The sequence below is a fragment of the Paenibacillus uliginis N3/975 genome (assembly GCF_900177425.1).
In the GTDB taxonomy this organism is placed as follows: Bacteria; Bacillota; Bacilli; order Paenibacillales; family Paenibacillaceae; genus Paenibacillus_AQ; species Paenibacillus_AQ uliginis.
The window spans coordinates 771,487-784,682 of the sequence record NZ_LT840184.1; the positions used below are offsets into that span (position 1 = coordinate 771,487).

Here is a 13,196-nt window from a genome sequence, read left to right on the forward strand (position 1 = left end):
TAAGGCCCGTTGGTCAAGGGGTTAAGACACCTCCCTTTCACGGAGGTAACAGGGGTTCGAATCCCCTACGGGTCACCATTTATTTGCTTGCTTCTGGGGATGAGAATCCCAATGGTTCGTCGAAGCATAGACATCGATAGGAATACTTCGCAGTCTCGAACAAAGTGAGAGTATCCCCTACGGGTCACCACTTATTTACTCGCTTCAGTTTTTTATGCAAGATTTACCTCTTGATAAGTGAGTAGTATTTTGATAAGATAAAAGTCGGTTTAATCATGGAGGCTTAGCTCAGCTGGGAGAGCATCTGCCTTACAAGCAGAGGGTCGGGGGTTCGAACCCCTCAGCCTCCACCATATATACACCTTTTAATGACGCGGGGTGGAGCAGTTCGGTAGCTCGTCGGGCTCATAACCCGAAGGTCGTAGGTTCAAATCCTGCCCCCGCAACCAATTATATCGCTACAAAACAGCGATAGTGCCTCATGGAACTGTGGTGTAGAGGCCTAACATGCCTGCCTGTCACGCAGGAGATCGCGGGTTCGAATCCCGTCAGTTCCGCCATTCTTCATTATAACCGAAAGAGATTTTATGGCTCGGTAGCTCAGTCGGTAGAGCAAAGGACTGAAAATCCTTGTGTCGGCGGTTCGATTCCGTCCCGAGCCACCATTTGTTTTAACAACTGTATACGCCGGTGTAGCTCAACTGGTAGAGCAACTGACTTGTAATCAGTAGGTTGGGGGTTCAAGTCCTCTCGCCGGCACCACATGGAGGATTAGCGAAGTGGCCAAACGCAGCAGACTGTAAATCTGTTCTCGTACGAGTTCGGTGGTTCGAATCCATCATCCTCCACCAGTTTTATAGGGGCATAGTTTAAAGGTAGAACAGCGGTCTCCAAAACCGTTAGTGTGGGTTCAATTCCTGCTGCCCCTGCCAATAGAACTATGACTTTGAATATGGCGGTCGTGGCGAAGGGGTTAACGCACCGGTCTGTGGCTCCGGCATTCGTGGGTTCAAGTCCCATCGATCGCCCCATATTTTTCAAAAATCATATTGGGGATTAGCCAAGCGGTAAGGCAACGGACTTTGACTCCGTCATGCATAGGTTCGAATCCTATATCCCCAGCCATTGATTTTTATGCGGACGTGGCTCAGCGGTAGAGCATCGCCTTGCCAAGGCGAGGGTCGCGGGTTCGATTCCCGTCGTCCGCTCCATTTTTGTTTTTGGCGCCATAGCCAAGTGGTAAGGCACAGCTCTGCAAAAGCTTTATCCCCAGTTCGAATCTGGGTGGCGCCTCCATTATAACTATGTGCCCTTAGCTCAGCTGGATAGAGCGTTTGACTACGAATCAAAAGGTCAGGAGTTCGAATCTCTTAGGGCACGCCATTAAGTAAGCCGGTGTGGCGGAATTGGCAGACGCGCGCGACTCAAAATCGTGAGGGAAACCGTGGGGGTTCGAGTCCCTTCACCGGCATCATCAAAAAGGACATGGATAATATCCACGTTCTTTTTTTGTGTTCTGTGGTTGACCGCCGTCATACAACGCTCAGTGTGGCGTTGGGGGTTACGCACGCTCCATACTTTTACTATAGAGTAAAGAGGCTAGAGAGTGATATATTGGTGCTTTCAATTTCATACGTTCCTAATGATGTTATGGCGGAAGAATAAACGGATAAGCAGCAATAGCAAGAACTGCGAATGATGGCATGGCTGTTATTCGCTATTTGTCGTTGTCTTGTTTAGACTGAGGTCTTACCCCTTCCCCGACTTAGGTCGAGGATGAAAAACCGTCCAGGGTCCGTTTTAGATTGAATAGAATTAACCTAAAATAAGGTCATAAGGTTGAACAAGTCACAAACGAATGATAAATAAGACGGAAAGGCGGTGTATAAATGAGAAGTACAAAAGATAATGGAATGGGAATCCTCCTTATTGGTTTGGGGGCGTTAGTATTACTTGGGGTATTCGGTCCAGTGCTTGGATGGTTGTTCAGCTTACTGATACCAGTGGCAATGATCGCACTTGGCTATTACGGAATCCGCCGCGGTAACACGTTCTTCGGCTGGATCATACTAGGTATCGGCGTATTGTCACTGATCGGTAAGCTTTCCTGGCTGTTCGGCCCGATACTTGGGATTGTCTTGATCGTCTACGGAGTTTCCCGATTTAAAGGTGGAAATAGCCGTCGTTACTACTAATAAACCTGTAACACAATGAACTTGATAGAAGAGGAGGATAAAGAAATTATGAGTGTTTTTCGACGCATAAGGGATATCACGGCTGCCACTCTAAATGAGAAGCTTGAACAAAGCCAGGATCCAGTTCGATTGATTGATCAGTTTCTACATTCTACCCGGCAGGACATTACGGAGGCTGAGAAGCTCCTGCATCAGTGTGAGTCTCATACACGACAATTGAAGCTGCAGGTAAGCCAAGCTGAAACAATGAAGAACAAACGGGAAGAACAAGCGCTTCTGGCACTGAAAGCTGGGGAAGATCATCTGGCGAAATTGGCTCTTCAAGAAAAACTGATCTATGAAGAAAAGATTGAACAGTATGAGGGGCTGTTAATGACCAGCCGCGAATCGCTCAGAGAAGTAGAAGAACAACTGGGTGAGCTTCGTATGGAATATCAGTCGGTATACAGTAAGCGTCAGTATTATGTTGCTCGGATGGAGACACTGCGACTTCAGCAAAAAATGAACGAGCGTACAGGATCTTATGGTGGCCAAGATGTACCGAAAATGTTCAACCGGTTGGATGACCGTCTCAACGATTGGGAGCTTGAAGCAAAGAGTCTCCGCGACATTCGCAAAATGGGCCAAGAGTATCTGGTTCAGACTGGTGAAAGTGTTTCGACCGTGTTGGATCGCGAGCTTGCCCGTTTGAAGGAGAAGCTGAATAACAGCGGAAAGGAGTAAATATGACAAGATTGTACCGTTCTACCAGAGATAAAATGTTCACCGGGTTGATAGGCGGATTGTCTGAAACGTTTGGTGTAGAAACAACCCTGCTCCGTATTATATTTGTCATCAGTATCTTCTTTACTGGCGGTACGACATTATTGATTTATTTGATCGCTTCATTGGTCATTCCGAAGGAACCTTATTATCACGATCCATATGGCCCGGGCGGCCCAGGCCGTGGCCAGAACAATTACCATTATGGACCGAATGGCTCATATGGCGGCTATAACAACCGTCCAGGCGGAACTTATCGTGATGACCGGGACAACTTTGGACCGAGAAATGCAGGACCGTCATCTTATGACAGAGGATATGCCTCTAGACATGAGGAAGTAGCGCCAGAGGCTGATCTGGATTCCATGATGAAGGACATAGAGAAGAAGGCTATGAAGAAAGAAATAGAAGAACTTAAGAAAAAACTATCGAAGTATGAGAAGGGAGATTTATAAAATGGGAGTATTTAAAAGAATTAAAGATATGACAAAAGCATCGGTGAACGAATTGCTCGATAAGGTTGAAGATCCAATTGTTATGCTGAATCAATATTTGCGCGACATGGAAGCAGAAATTCACGAGGCAGAGGTAACGGTTGCTAAGCAAATGGCTAATGAGCGTCGCATGAAACAACGTGTGGAAGAAGCTGTGAAAATGGCTGCTCAGCGTGAGGCTCAAGCAGAACTGGCTTTGAAGAATGGTCAAGAGGAAGTTGCACGTAAGCTTCTGGAAGAGAAAATCTATTTTGATCAAAAGGAAACAGAATACACAGAGCTTCACCTGCAGTCTGAAACCCAGGCCAAAGAATTGGTTGCTCAGCTTCATGAAATGAAGGATGAGTTCTACAAAATGCGCAACAAGCGTAATGAGCTTGTAGCTCGTGCTCAAATGGCTAAAGCGAAGAAGCAAATGTCTCAAGTAAGCAGTCTGCACTCGATCGAAAGCGGCAGCGCCTCGATGGGCTTCCACCGCATGGAAGAAAAAATTATGCAGTTGGAAGCAGAAGCGGATGTAATGCGTGCACCATACCGTCCGAACAACGTAGCTTACACAAGTCCTGTGGACGTTGAAAAGCAGATGAAAGTGGATGAGCAGCTTAACGCTCTCAGAAACAAAATGAATGGTGGCTCTGCAAAAGAAGAGTAATAGGAAGACGCAAGTCTAGGATTTTATAAAAGAAGTATTCGTAAAACGAGGAAATGTGATAAACTACTGAATGAACTTGATGTATGGGTATTGGGGTATCCTTCATAATTTCGGGGTAAACCGTTCAGTATATAATGGTAAGCCATACGGTGCGGATCCCCGCACTGTTTTGGCTTTTCAGGGTTTATAATCATCTTGGGGAGGTGCGGCATGGATAGAAACCGCTGGATCGCAATTGGATTGATTGGCATCGGTGTGTTTATGCTTTTCGGCAGATGGTTTGGTTTCTTTACCATCGTCGCTCTTCTACTGATGGTTGCAGGCATTCAGCAGATTCGAAGCGGCTCTGTCCGAAAGGGATATATTATACTTGGTGTGGGGGCCGTTCTGCTTCTTCTGGATCACCTGATGCTCATTATCGGAATCGGCTTGGTGTCGCTCGGAATATTTTATGGGAAAGCACGTCGTGCTCACGAAAGTGACCGATACGTCCAAAGGCAGAATTTCATGTCCAATTTTGATTGGGACAGTGCTCCATGGGTCATGAAGAGTATGAGCGTGTGGCATGTCCTTGGCGAAGCTGATGTGGATTTGTCGCTTGCATTGCCGGAGGAACGGAGTACGGTTATGATGTTCCATGGTATTCTTGGGGATATCGATTTAACGCTCCCTGACTATTATGGTGTAGAGATTGAAGCTTTTGTTCTTTTTGGATCAATAGACAACGGTAGGCAGCGGGAGACCGGAATCATGAATCGTCTGAACTGGAAATCGCCGAATTATGAATCTAGTGAATATAAAGTGAAGTTTATCGTTTCATATCTTGGTGGTGATCTCAACATTCGCCTGGTTTGATCCAAGATACCTCAAAGCGAAGAAAGCAGGAGGGCTGCCCGATGAAATCGGAGAAAAAGGCTAATATTATTACCCGAAGTATCCGTGAGGGCACCCTTCTGGGCTTTGTGGTTATGCTGGTTACGTTGTACATTTTATATACATACGACTATTTGAAGCCTTTTGATTCCTGGAGGAATGGTATTCAAGCCGGGATAACGTTAGTGCTTTTGCCGGTTAGCTTGGGAGCTGTGTATGGTTTTTTTCAGAGCTACCGGATAAAACGAAGGCTTGATGGGGTTAGGGAAACCTTAGTAACCTGGGAAAAAGGCGGCGTAACTTCAGCTATCATGCCCGACATGGGAGAGGACGAGGTAGGACGCCTTGGAGAACAGCTGGGACGGATCAGTAAACGCTGGGAGGAGCAAGTGAATTCGCTTCAGCGTTTATCTACCAACAACGCACAACTGGCTGAACAGGCCCGTGTAACGGCCATTGTGGAGGAGAGGCAGCGTCTGGCACGGGAGCTTCATGATGCGGTATCTCAACAGCTGTTCGCCATATCGATGACGGCCACGGCCGTTGGTCGTACGCTGGAAAAGGATTTTGGTAAAGCACAGCGGCAGGTAGCCCTGATTGAGGAAATGTCAGCGGTAGCTCAATCGGAAATGCGGGCGCTCTTGCTTCATTTGCGGCCTGTGTACCTGGAGGGTAAAGCACTTGAGCAGGGGCTCCGTGAACTGATACGGGAGCTGCAGATCAAAGTCCCGATGGAGATTACATTGGAAATGGATGAAGGAATAACCCTTGTGAAAGGGATTGAGAATCATCTATTCCGCATTATTCAAGAAGCGATGTCCAATACGTTGAGACATTCCAAAGCGGACAAAATGGACATCCGCATTCAGCGGAAGCAAAACACGGTGCGTGTTACGCTGCGGGATGATGGGGTCGGGTTTGAGGTGGATGAGAAAAAACAAACCTCTTATGGTCTTTCTACCATGCAGGAACGGGTGACGGAGCTTGGCGGCTCCATACAGTTTATTACTGCGCCCGGTAAAGGAACTCGCATCGAGATATCCGTCCCTCTGATGGACGAAGAACGAAACCGGGGTGAAGTAGATGGAGTTGGAAACGCCAATTAAAGTGCTGCTTGTTGATGATCATGAAATGGTTCGAATCGGGCTTGCCGCCGTGCTGGGCACGGAGGACGGGATTGAAGTGGTCGGAGAAGCCGGCAGTGGAGAAGAAGGCATACGGTTAGCAAAAGAATATCATCCGGATGTGGTGCTGATGGACCTCGTAATGGAAGGAATGGACGGGATAGAGACCACTCGGCAGCTGCTAAAGCTGTATCCTGACTGTAAAGTGATCGTCCTTACCAGCTATTTGGATGATGAAAAAATGTATCCTGTCATCGAAGCCGGGGCATTCAGCTATTTGCTGAAGACGTCCAGAGCTTCGGAGGTTGCCGATGCCATCCGGGCAGCCGCACGTGGACAGTCGGTACTGGAATCCCAAGTAGCATCCAAAATGATGCACCGATTCCGTCACCCGCAAGCGGAAGCTCCTGCTCACAGTGAGCTGACGGATCGGGAAATGGAAGTGCTGCGCCTGCTCGCACAGGGCAAGTCCAATCAGGATATTGCGGATGATTTGATCATAGGCATAAAAACCGTAAAGTTTCACGTGACAAACATCTTGGCGAAGCTTGGGGTTGAGGACCGTACACAGGCGGCCATCTATGCTTACAAGAACGGGCTCGCAGAGTAACGGTTCCAACATACCAGTAGTACAAAGATCCCGACTGCCGGATAGCGGTTGGGTCTTTTTTTGATATGAACAGAATATTTTCGCTGTAACCGGGAATCCTTTTACTAGATTGATAGATTTCGGTATAAAGGGGCGGTTATTCATGCAGCGGTTCGGAATGAAATTTATAGCAGGTATGGTGCTATTATGCGGGATTACAGGGATATTGGCCGGATTCACGATGGATTCTACGAATAAGAGAGGTTCCGAGCTTTTGGTGGAGTCTTCCGGCAGTCAACTGGAACTGCTGTATGCGCTGGGAAAGGCACAAATTGATTCACCGCTGCATGTAACTGTAAAATTGCAAGGAGAGAGCCAGACTTTGTCGGTTAAGAAAAGTGAACAAGCCGCGAGTATTCTTGCTGAAGAGATGGGTATAAGTGATCTGTCTGTTGAGTTGGAACACGGGGAGAAGGCCTATCGAGCCCGGGATGTCATCTCTGACACCGATATACGGTTGGACTGGGTTCAGGCTGGAGAGACGAGCTACGTGAAAATACAACTGGATGCCCAAGGGCCGGATGGTATTCGGCACCTGATTCGCATACAGGAGAAAGCGCAAGCTTCTATGATGAAAGCGGGAATTACACCCGCATGGAATGCTTCAATTCAGGGCAGTGTATACAATGGAATGACAGCAGGTGAAACTGTACAAAGATTAGAGGAAGAGCTGGCTGTACAACTGCCACTTAACGCAGTGGATTCCTATCAGGATACCACGACCGAAAGCCGCTCTTATGAAGTTCCCTCTCTGAAAACCTATGTTATGGGTGGGGAGAACCCTATTCATATGCAAATAGCAGTGCATGAAGATTCGATGAAGGAAAATAATAGAATAACAATCGGATTTCCCGTTATTACAATAGAATACTAAGCTCCCTTTCTGAAATAACGATGAAAATGTATGAAATGAGATAGCATACTTTATATGAATATGCTAAAATGTCATCACATCATGTTATGTTGTGATGCATAAAAATACACTATATTACATAGAGAAAGAATGAGGAGCCATGGCTGAAAATCAAAATCTAGATTCATTAAAGACACCGGGAGCGGTATTTTTCATCTTTGGAGCGACCGGCGATTTGGCAAGACGCAAATTGTTCCCGGCGATCTATAGTCTCTATCGCGAAGGAAAGTTGGCAGAGGATTTTGCGGTAATCGGCGTGGCGCGGCGTCCGCGGTCTCAGGATGAATTCCGTGAGGACGTGCATCGCTCGATTCAGGAATTTTGTCGATATCGTTCTGAACAGGATGAGGAATGGCATAATTTCGCGCAGCATTTTGAATATAAATCTTTAGATATTAACAATATTGACGGATTCCGCGAGTTACGGGAGCAAACCGAGCAGCTGGAAGCCAAGTTTAATATAGTTGGCAACCGCTTGTTTTACCTAGCGCTTGCTCCTGAATTGTTCGGCAGTGTTTCCTTTAATCTGATGAAGGGCGGCATGCTGGATGGAGCAGGTTGGAACCGTCTTGTCATTGAGAAGCCATTCGGTTACGACCTCGAGTCGGCTGCAAAGCTGAATGAAGAAATCCGCCAGGTGTTTAAGGAAGAGGAAGTCTACCGTATTGACCACTACTTGGGCAAAGAAATGGTGCAGAACATCGAAGTTATCCGTTTTGCCAATGCATTCTTTGAGCCGCTGTGGAATAACAAACATATCGCTAACATTCAAATTACACTGGGGGAAACCGTCGGTGTGGAGGAACGTGGAGGCTACTACGATCATGCGGGTGCACTTCGCGATATGGGACAGAACCATATGCTTCAAATGCTTACTATGATTGCTATGGAGCCGCCTAGCCGTCTTCTTCCGGAAGATATCCGTGATGAGAAGGTGAAGGTACTTCGCTCTCTTCGTCCCTATGCAACAAATGAAGAAGTGAAGGAGAACGTTGTCCGCGGCCAATATACGAGTGGTTCCGTAGGAAGCAAAGATTTGCCTGCGTATCGTCAAGAGGACAAGGTTGATCCAGAATCGAATACGGAGACGTATTTTGCAGCACGTGTGTTCGTGGACAATTTCCGCTGGGCGGGGGTGCCATTCTACATTCGCACAGGTAAGCGCCTGCCGGTGAAAACAACGGAGGTCGTTGTGGAATTCAAGCGTATGCCGGGTAATGTATATCTTGGGCAAAAGCACACGCTGGAACCAAACCTGCTCGTTATTCGGGTTAACCCGATGGAAGGGCTGTACGTGAAGATCAATGCGAAAAAACCGGGTTCGGAATCGGAAATTGAACCGGTTGCTATGGACTTCTGTCAGAGCTGCATGGTTGGTATTAACTCACCTGAAGCTTATGAGCGCCTGCTGCATGATGCGGCCCGTGGCGACTCAACTTACTTCACGCGATGGGATGAGGTTGCATCGGCCTGGTCCTTCGTGGATCGCATCGCTGAAGCTTGGAGAGAAAACCAGGGTGAATTGGAAACCTATCCTGCAGCATCGTGGGGTCCTACGCAAGCGGATGAACTGCTTGAAAAGGATGGATTCCACTGGTGGCCTGTAAATGGACAAGAAGAAGATAATGTAGTATGGCTGAAGGGCTCGAATTAAATATTGTATCGTACCATCAAAAATCATCCTCATACGCTTTGCGTATGGGGTTGGTTTGCGTATGGATTGTGGTACAATAATGTACATGACTTTAGTACGAAGGGAACAGTGAGATGGGCAAAACAGTAGATGAACTGCAAAGTGAAGTGGATAAGCGCAGAACTTTTGCGATTATTTCCCACCCGGACGCCGGTAAAACAACACTAACGGAGAAGCTGCTGCTCTTCGGTGGTGCCATTCGCTTGGCAGGTTCGGTTAAAGCGAGAAAGGCAAGTAAACACGCGACAAGTGACTGGATGGAAATCGAGAAGCAGCGGGGGATATCGGTAACGTCTTCCGTTATGCAATTTGACTACAAAGGTCACCGGATTAATATACTGGATACACCCGGTCACCAGGACTTCAGTGAGGATACTTACCGGACGCTGACTGCGGCAGACAGCGCGGTCATGTTGATTGACGTGGCGAAGGGTGTCGAAGCTCAGACGATTAAGCTGTTCCAGGTATGTGCCAAGCGAGGCATTCCTATTTTCACCTTTATCAATAAATTGGACCGTGAAGGTAGAAGTCCATTTGATCTGATGGAAGAGATTGAGCAAGTACTTGGTATTCGTTCCGTCCCAATGAACTGGCCTATCGGTTCCGGACGTGAACTCAGCGGGGTATACGACCGGATGAAAAATCAAGTTGAACTCTTCCAAGGGGACGACCACTCATCCATCAAGGTGCAAAAGGTTGAAGATTACAATGACCCTGTAATCCGTGAAATGGCAGGAGAGTTTTTGCACGATCAATTGTGTCAGGATCTCGAATTGCTGGATGTCGCCGGAGATCCGTTTGATTTTGAAAAAGTATTGAAGGGTGAACTGACTCCTGTATTTTTCGGCAGTGCGGTTAACAATTTTGGTGTACAGACATTTTTGGAAAATTTCCTTCAACTCGCACCGAAGCCAGAACCGCGCCGGAGCACAGCAGGTCTTGTACAGCCAACGGATGAGAAATTCTCGGGCTATGTGTTTAAGATTCAGGCCAACATGAACCCGGCACACCGGGACCGCATTGCGTTTCTCCGTATCGTGTCTGGTAAATTTGAACGCGGTATGAGTGTGAAGCATATCCGGATAGGCAAGGATATAAAGCTTTCACAGCCTCAGCAGTTTTTGGCGCAGGACCGGGACATTGTGCAGGAAGCATATCCGGGAGATATTATTGGTTTATTTGATCCAGGAATTTTCCGGATCGGTGACTCTCTCAGTCAGAGCGGTGATATCCAGTTTGATGAGATGCCAACGTTCTCGCCTGAATTGTTCGCCAAGGTTACTGTGAAAAATGCATTAAAACATAAGCAGTTCCAAAAGGGAATCGATCAGTTGACTGAGGAAGGCACGATTCAGGTGTTCCGTACGGTCAGCTTTGACGAAATGATTCTCGGAGTTGTAGGCCAGCTTCAGTTTGAGGTGTTTCAGTACCGGATGAAAGCTGAATACGGTGTTGATGTTCTGCTCCAACGTATGCCTTATCAGTTTGCACGTTGGCTTGTTGATGAGAAGGTTGACCCGTCTAAATTCCGAATTAACTCAACGCTAGTTAAGGATAAGAAAGATAATTATGTTGTTCTCTTTGAGAATGAGTATGCGATGAGAACAGCCGTGGATAAAAATCCGACAGCGAAGTTTTTGGAGACTGCTCCTTAAGTAGAGTAGCTGTAATATTTCAAACATAAACAATCCCCCTGTCCATGCTCTGACAGGGGGATTGTTTGTTCATTCCCGTTCCCCGCTTAGCTTAGACCAGCTTGCCGGGAGTTACGGTTTTGAGGTGATCATGAAGGGAAGTGACAAGATCGTTTTGAGCTGACGGATTCATGTCTTTCCACATCATTTCGAACATGACGCCGAGACCAGGAAGGGCGGCTTCGGGCCCGTCCACGGAACCCTCGATCATGGAGCGAAGCTGCTCTTCATCCTGATTATGGACTTTGTGAATGACGGCCTGCCTTAGATCTAACAATATGGACATCGAAATGTTCCTCCTTGTTATTTAAGGGTCATTGATTAATGTGCCCGCAGGGAGACATATAAATTCAAGATTAACGTTCATTATGGTATACTAACACAGATAACCTAGGGTTCGGGGAGGAAAGAAAATGGCTAAGAAACAGTACGCGGTCATCGGTATGGGACGTTTCGGTACGAGTGTGGCCAAGGAGCTTAGCGGGATGGGTTTTGATGTGCTTGCCATTGATGCTAGCGAGCAGCGTATACAAGAAGTCTCTAATATGGTTACGCACGCCGTGTCATCGAATTCGACGGATGAAGAGGCACTTCGGGCTCTGGGGATCCGTAATTTTGACGTGGTCGTTGTTGCGATTGGTGAGGACATTCAGTCAAGTATTTTAACGACACTGATTCTAAAGGATTTGGGTGTACCTGTTATTATTGTCAAAGCAAAAAATGAACTTCACGGTAAGGTGCTGCAAAAAATCGGAGCCGATAAAGTGATATTCCCCGAACGAGATATGGGTTTAAGGGTAGCGCATCATCTGATTTCGCCGAACATTCTGGATTATATCGAAATATCGGATGATTACAGTATTATGGAAATGCGAGTATCAGCGGAGATGGTTGGTCAAAACCTGAAGGAGCTGAATATCCGGGTTCGCTTTGGCTGCAACGTTATGGGTATCCGCAGTAACGGGGAGATGAACATCTCACCACACCCTGAAGATCGCCTTGCTGAGGGTGATATTCTGGTTATGGTTGGACATAAGAATGATTTGACGAAGTTTGAGCTTGCTTACCCGAAATAAGTAATTTGATTATGGATATACGCCAGGAATGGGTGGAACATATATGGAAATTTTATCGCTGCAAAATGCAAGAGTGAAAAGCTGGACCCAGCTGCAGGAGAAGAAGCATAGGGACAAGCAGAACAAATTTGTGGTGGAAGGCATTCATCTGGTGCAGGAGGCGCTAATATCTGGAGCAGACATTGAATGTATTGCCTACGATTATGATCAAGGTATTCCTCATGAGCTTAAGGAATTGCCGGACAACGGACAAGGTGTCGAATGGATCGGTGTGACGGAAGCCATTATATCGAAAGTCAGCCATACTTCGACCCCGCAGCCCGTGTTCGCGGTTGTTCGTAAAGAGAAGATGACATGGGACGATCTTTTTGCCCAAAAGGACAAGCTGGTCATCGTTCTAGATGGCCTGCAGGATCCCGGAAATGTCGGTACGATCATCCGCAGTGCGGATGCGTCGGGTGTCGGTGGCGTAATCTTAGGCAAAGGCTGTGCCGACCTGTACAACCCGAAGACACTGCGCTCCACGATGGGATCGTTGTTTCATCTACCAGTGATAGAGGGGGAATTAACGGATATTCTCCCACAAGCTAGAGAAATGGGCGCACGATTAGTTACGACTTCCCTAGAGGGACAGACTACAGCCTTTCACTATGATTTTGGCGGCTCTTGCTGGATTGTTATCGGCAGTGAAGGCAGTGGTGTATCGCCAGAAGTTTCGGCACTTGTGGATGATGCAATCATCATTCCTATGCCCGGCAAGGCAGAATCACTGAATGCGGCTATGGCTGCATCGGTGCTGATGTTTGAAGCGCTGCGACAGCGGGAGTATTCAAACTAGCAATAGGCTATTGAATCCGCTTCGGAGTTTTTCAAAGTATGGCAGGACGGTCATGTCATCGGTGCTGTCATTGTATGGATTCATGAAAATCACGATAACCGGCAGGGCTGCTTATTAAGTCCGTTCGATATTCGGGAAGAGTGCTACGTTATGGAAAAAGAGATGTGAAGAAGAGCAAAGACAACCTTAACCGGTACTCTTGCTCTTCTTTTTTACACTTTGTCCGCATATCC

General features: G+C 47.1%; 13 protein-coding genes and 14 tRNA genes. 26 read left to right on the top strand and 1 reads right to left on the bottom strand.

From position 1 onward, the window contains the following. The first annotated feature begins 3 nt into the window (after window positions 1-3). From B9N86_RS03505 to B9N86_RS03620, 24 genes are all read left to right on the top strand, one after another. Window positions 4-78, top strand: a tRNA-Glu gene (locus B9N86_RS03505). A 199-nt stretch (window positions 79-277) separates the two neighbouring features. Then, window positions 278-353 (top strand) — tRNA-Val (locus B9N86_RS03510). 19 nt (window positions 354-372) lie between these two features. Next, window positions 373-449, top strand: a tRNA-Met gene (locus B9N86_RS03515). A gap of 34 nt (window positions 450-483) precedes the next feature. Continuing rightward, window positions 484-560, top strand: a tRNA-Asp gene (locus B9N86_RS03520). 29 nt (window positions 561-589) lie between these two features. Then, window positions 590-665 (top strand) — tRNA-Phe (locus tag B9N86_RS03525). A gap of 21 nt (window positions 666-686) precedes the next feature. Next, window positions 687-762 (top strand) — tRNA-Thr (locus tag B9N86_RS03530). Window positions 763-765: 3 nt separating this feature from the next. Then, window positions 766-851: transfer RNA gene (locus B9N86_RS03535), tRNA-Tyr, on the top strand. 7 nt (window positions 852-858) lie between these two features. Next, a tRNA-Trp gene (locus B9N86_RS03540) sits at window positions 859-932 on the top strand. 23 nt (window positions 933-955) lie between these two features. Further along, a tRNA-His gene (locus tag B9N86_RS03545) sits at window positions 956-1,031 on the top strand. Between the two features lie 19 nt (window positions 1,032-1,050). Next, window positions 1,051-1,125: transfer RNA gene (locus B9N86_RS03550), tRNA-Gln, on the top strand. An 11-nt stretch (window positions 1,126-1,136) separates the two neighbouring features. Then, window positions 1,137-1,211 (top strand) — tRNA-Gly (locus tag B9N86_RS03555). 11 nt (window positions 1,212-1,222) lie between these two features. Further along, a tRNA-Cys gene (locus tag B9N86_RS03560) sits at window positions 1,223-1,296 on the top strand. Window positions 1,297-1,306: 10 nt separating this feature from the next. Continuing rightward, window positions 1,307-1,383, top strand: a tRNA-Arg gene (locus B9N86_RS03565). Window positions 1,384-1,391: 8 nt separating this feature from the next. Continuing rightward, window positions 1,392-1,471: transfer RNA gene (locus B9N86_RS03570), tRNA-Leu, on the top strand. 418 nt (window positions 1,472-1,889) lie between these two features. Beyond that, window positions 1,890-2,195 carry a hypothetical protein gene (locus tag B9N86_RS03575; RefSeq protein WP_208917794.1) on the top strand — a complete coding sequence of 102 codons (306 nt, stop codon included), beginning with the start codon at window positions 1,890-1,892 and terminating at the stop codon, window positions 2,193-2,195. Window positions 2,196-2,243: 48 nt separating this feature from the next. Next, on the top strand, window positions 2,244-2,918 hold the full coding sequence (locus tag B9N86_RS03580) for a PspA/IM30 family protein (protein ID WP_208917795.1): 675 nt from the start codon (window positions 2,244-2,246) through the stop codon (window positions 2,916-2,918). A 2-nt stretch (window positions 2,919-2,920) separates the two neighbouring features. Beyond that, a complete protein-coding gene (locus B9N86_RS03585; RefSeq protein WP_208917796.1) occupies window positions 2,921-3,412 on the top strand; it encodes a PspC domain-containing protein in 492 nt (163 codons plus the stop codon). 1 nt (window position 3,413) lies between these two features. Then, entirely contained in the window at window positions 3,414-4,103 is a 690-nt protein-coding gene (locus B9N86_RS03590) for a PspA/IM30 family protein (RefSeq protein ID WP_208917797.1), read from the top strand. Window positions 4,104-4,313: 210 nt separating this feature from the next. Then, window positions 4,314-4,958: a cell wall-active antibiotics response protein LiaF gene (gene liaF / locus B9N86_RS03595; protein WP_208917798.1), complete on the top strand. Its 645-nt coding sequence runs from the start codon at window positions 4,314-4,316 to the stop codon at window positions 4,956-4,958. A 41-nt stretch (window positions 4,959-4,999) separates the two neighbouring features. Then, complete coding sequence (locus B9N86_RS03600; protein WP_208917799.1) at window positions 5,000-6,082, top strand: sensor histidine kinase; 1,083 nt, start codon at window positions 5,000-5,002, stop codon at window positions 6,080-6,082. Continuing rightward, window positions 6,060-6,710 carry a response regulator gene (locus tag B9N86_RS03605; RefSeq protein ID WP_208917800.1) on the top strand — a complete coding sequence of 217 codons (651 nt, stop codon included), beginning with the start codon at window positions 6,060-6,062 and terminating at the stop codon, window positions 6,708-6,710. Before B9N86_RS03600 ends, B9N86_RS03605 begins: the two co-directional genes overlap by 23 nt. A 142-nt stretch (window positions 6,711-6,852) precedes the next feature. Then, window positions 6,853-7,623 (top strand): YwmB family TATA-box binding protein, encoded by a 771-nt coding sequence (locus tag B9N86_RS03610; protein ID WP_208917801.1) that lies wholly within the window; start codon window positions 6,853-6,855, stop codon window positions 7,621-7,623. Between the two features lie 139 nt (window positions 7,624-7,762). Beyond that, entirely contained in the window at window positions 7,763-9,316 is a 1,554-nt protein-coding gene (gene zwf / locus B9N86_RS03615) for a glucose-6-phosphate dehydrogenase (RefSeq protein WP_208917802.1), read from the top strand. A gap of 113 nt (window positions 9,317-9,429) precedes the next feature. Beyond that, entirely contained in the window at window positions 9,430-11,010 is a 1,581-nt protein-coding gene (locus B9N86_RS03620) for a peptide chain release factor 3 (protein ID WP_208917803.1), read from the top strand. A 91-nt stretch (window positions 11,011-11,101) separates the two neighbouring features. Here the strand turns inward: B9N86_RS03620 and sspI are convergent, their stop codons facing one another. Continuing rightward, window positions 11,102-11,335, bottom strand: a complete 234-nt coding sequence (gene sspI / locus B9N86_RS03625) for a small acid-soluble spore protein SspI (RefSeq protein WP_208917804.1) — start codon at window positions 11,333-11,335, stop codon at window positions 11,102-11,104. A gap of 127 nt (window positions 11,336-11,462) precedes the next feature. On the opposite strand from sspI, the gene B9N86_RS03630 reads away from it, so the two are divergent. Next, window positions 11,463-12,125: a potassium channel family protein gene (locus B9N86_RS03630; protein ID WP_208917805.1), complete on the top strand. Its 663-nt coding sequence runs from the start codon at window positions 11,463-11,465 to the stop codon at window positions 12,123-12,125. Between the two features lie 43 nt (window positions 12,126-12,168). After that, window positions 12,169-12,963, top strand: a complete 795-nt coding sequence (locus tag B9N86_RS03635; protein WP_208917806.1) for a TrmH family RNA methyltransferase — start codon at window positions 12,169-12,171, stop codon at window positions 12,961-12,963. Window positions 12,964-13,196: the final 233 nt, after the last annotated feature.

Excerpts from the sequence above, each read along its gene's own strand:
- B9N86_RS03590 (WP_208917797.1), top strand. The coding sequence starts at position 3,414 with ATGGGAGTATTTAAAAGAATTAAAGATATGACAAAAGCATCGGTGAAC.
- B9N86_RS03610 (WP_208917801.1), top strand. The coding sequence starts at position 6,853 with ATGCAGCGGTTCGGAATGAAATTTATAGCAGGTATGGTGCTATTATGC.
- zwf (WP_208917802.1), top strand. The coding sequence starts at position 7,763 with ATGGCTGAAAATCAAAATCTAGATTCATTAAAGACACCGGGAGCGGTA.
- B9N86_RS03605 (WP_208917800.1), top strand. The coding sequence starts at position 6,060 with ATGGAGTTGGAAACGCCAATTAAAGTGCTGCTTGTTGATGATCATGAA.
- B9N86_RS03635 (WP_208917806.1), top strand. The coding sequence starts at position 12,169 with ATGGAAATTTTATCGCTGCAAAATGCAAGAGTGAAAAGCTGGACCCAG.
- B9N86_RS03585 (WP_208917796.1), top strand. The coding sequence starts at position 2,921 with ATGACAAGATTGTACCGTTCTACCAGAGATAAAATGTTCACCGGGTTG.
- B9N86_RS03575 (WP_208917794.1), top strand. The coding sequence starts at position 1,890 with ATGAGAAGTACAAAAGATAATGGAATGGGAATCCTCCTTATTGGTTTG.
- B9N86_RS03580 (WP_208917795.1), top strand. The coding sequence starts at position 2,244 with ATGAGTGTTTTTCGACGCATAAGGGATATCACGGCTGCCACTCTAAAT.
- B9N86_RS03630 (WP_208917805.1), top strand. The coding sequence starts at position 11,463 with ATGGCTAAGAAACAGTACGCGGTCATCGGTATGGGACGTTTCGGTACG.
- liaF (WP_208917798.1), top strand. The coding sequence starts at position 4,314 with ATGGATAGAAACCGCTGGATCGCAATTGGATTGATTGGCATCGGTGTG.
- B9N86_RS03600 (WP_208917799.1), top strand. The coding sequence starts at position 5,000 with ATGAAATCGGAGAAAAAGGCTAATATTATTACCCGAAGTATCCGTGAG.
- B9N86_RS03620 (WP_208917803.1), top strand. The coding sequence starts at position 9,430 with ATGGGCAAAACAGTAGATGAACTGCAAAGTGAAGTGGATAAGCGCAGA.
- sspI (WP_208917804.1), bottom strand. The coding sequence starts at position 11,335 with ATGTCCATATTGTTAGATCTAAGGCAGGCCGTCATTCACAAAGTCCAT.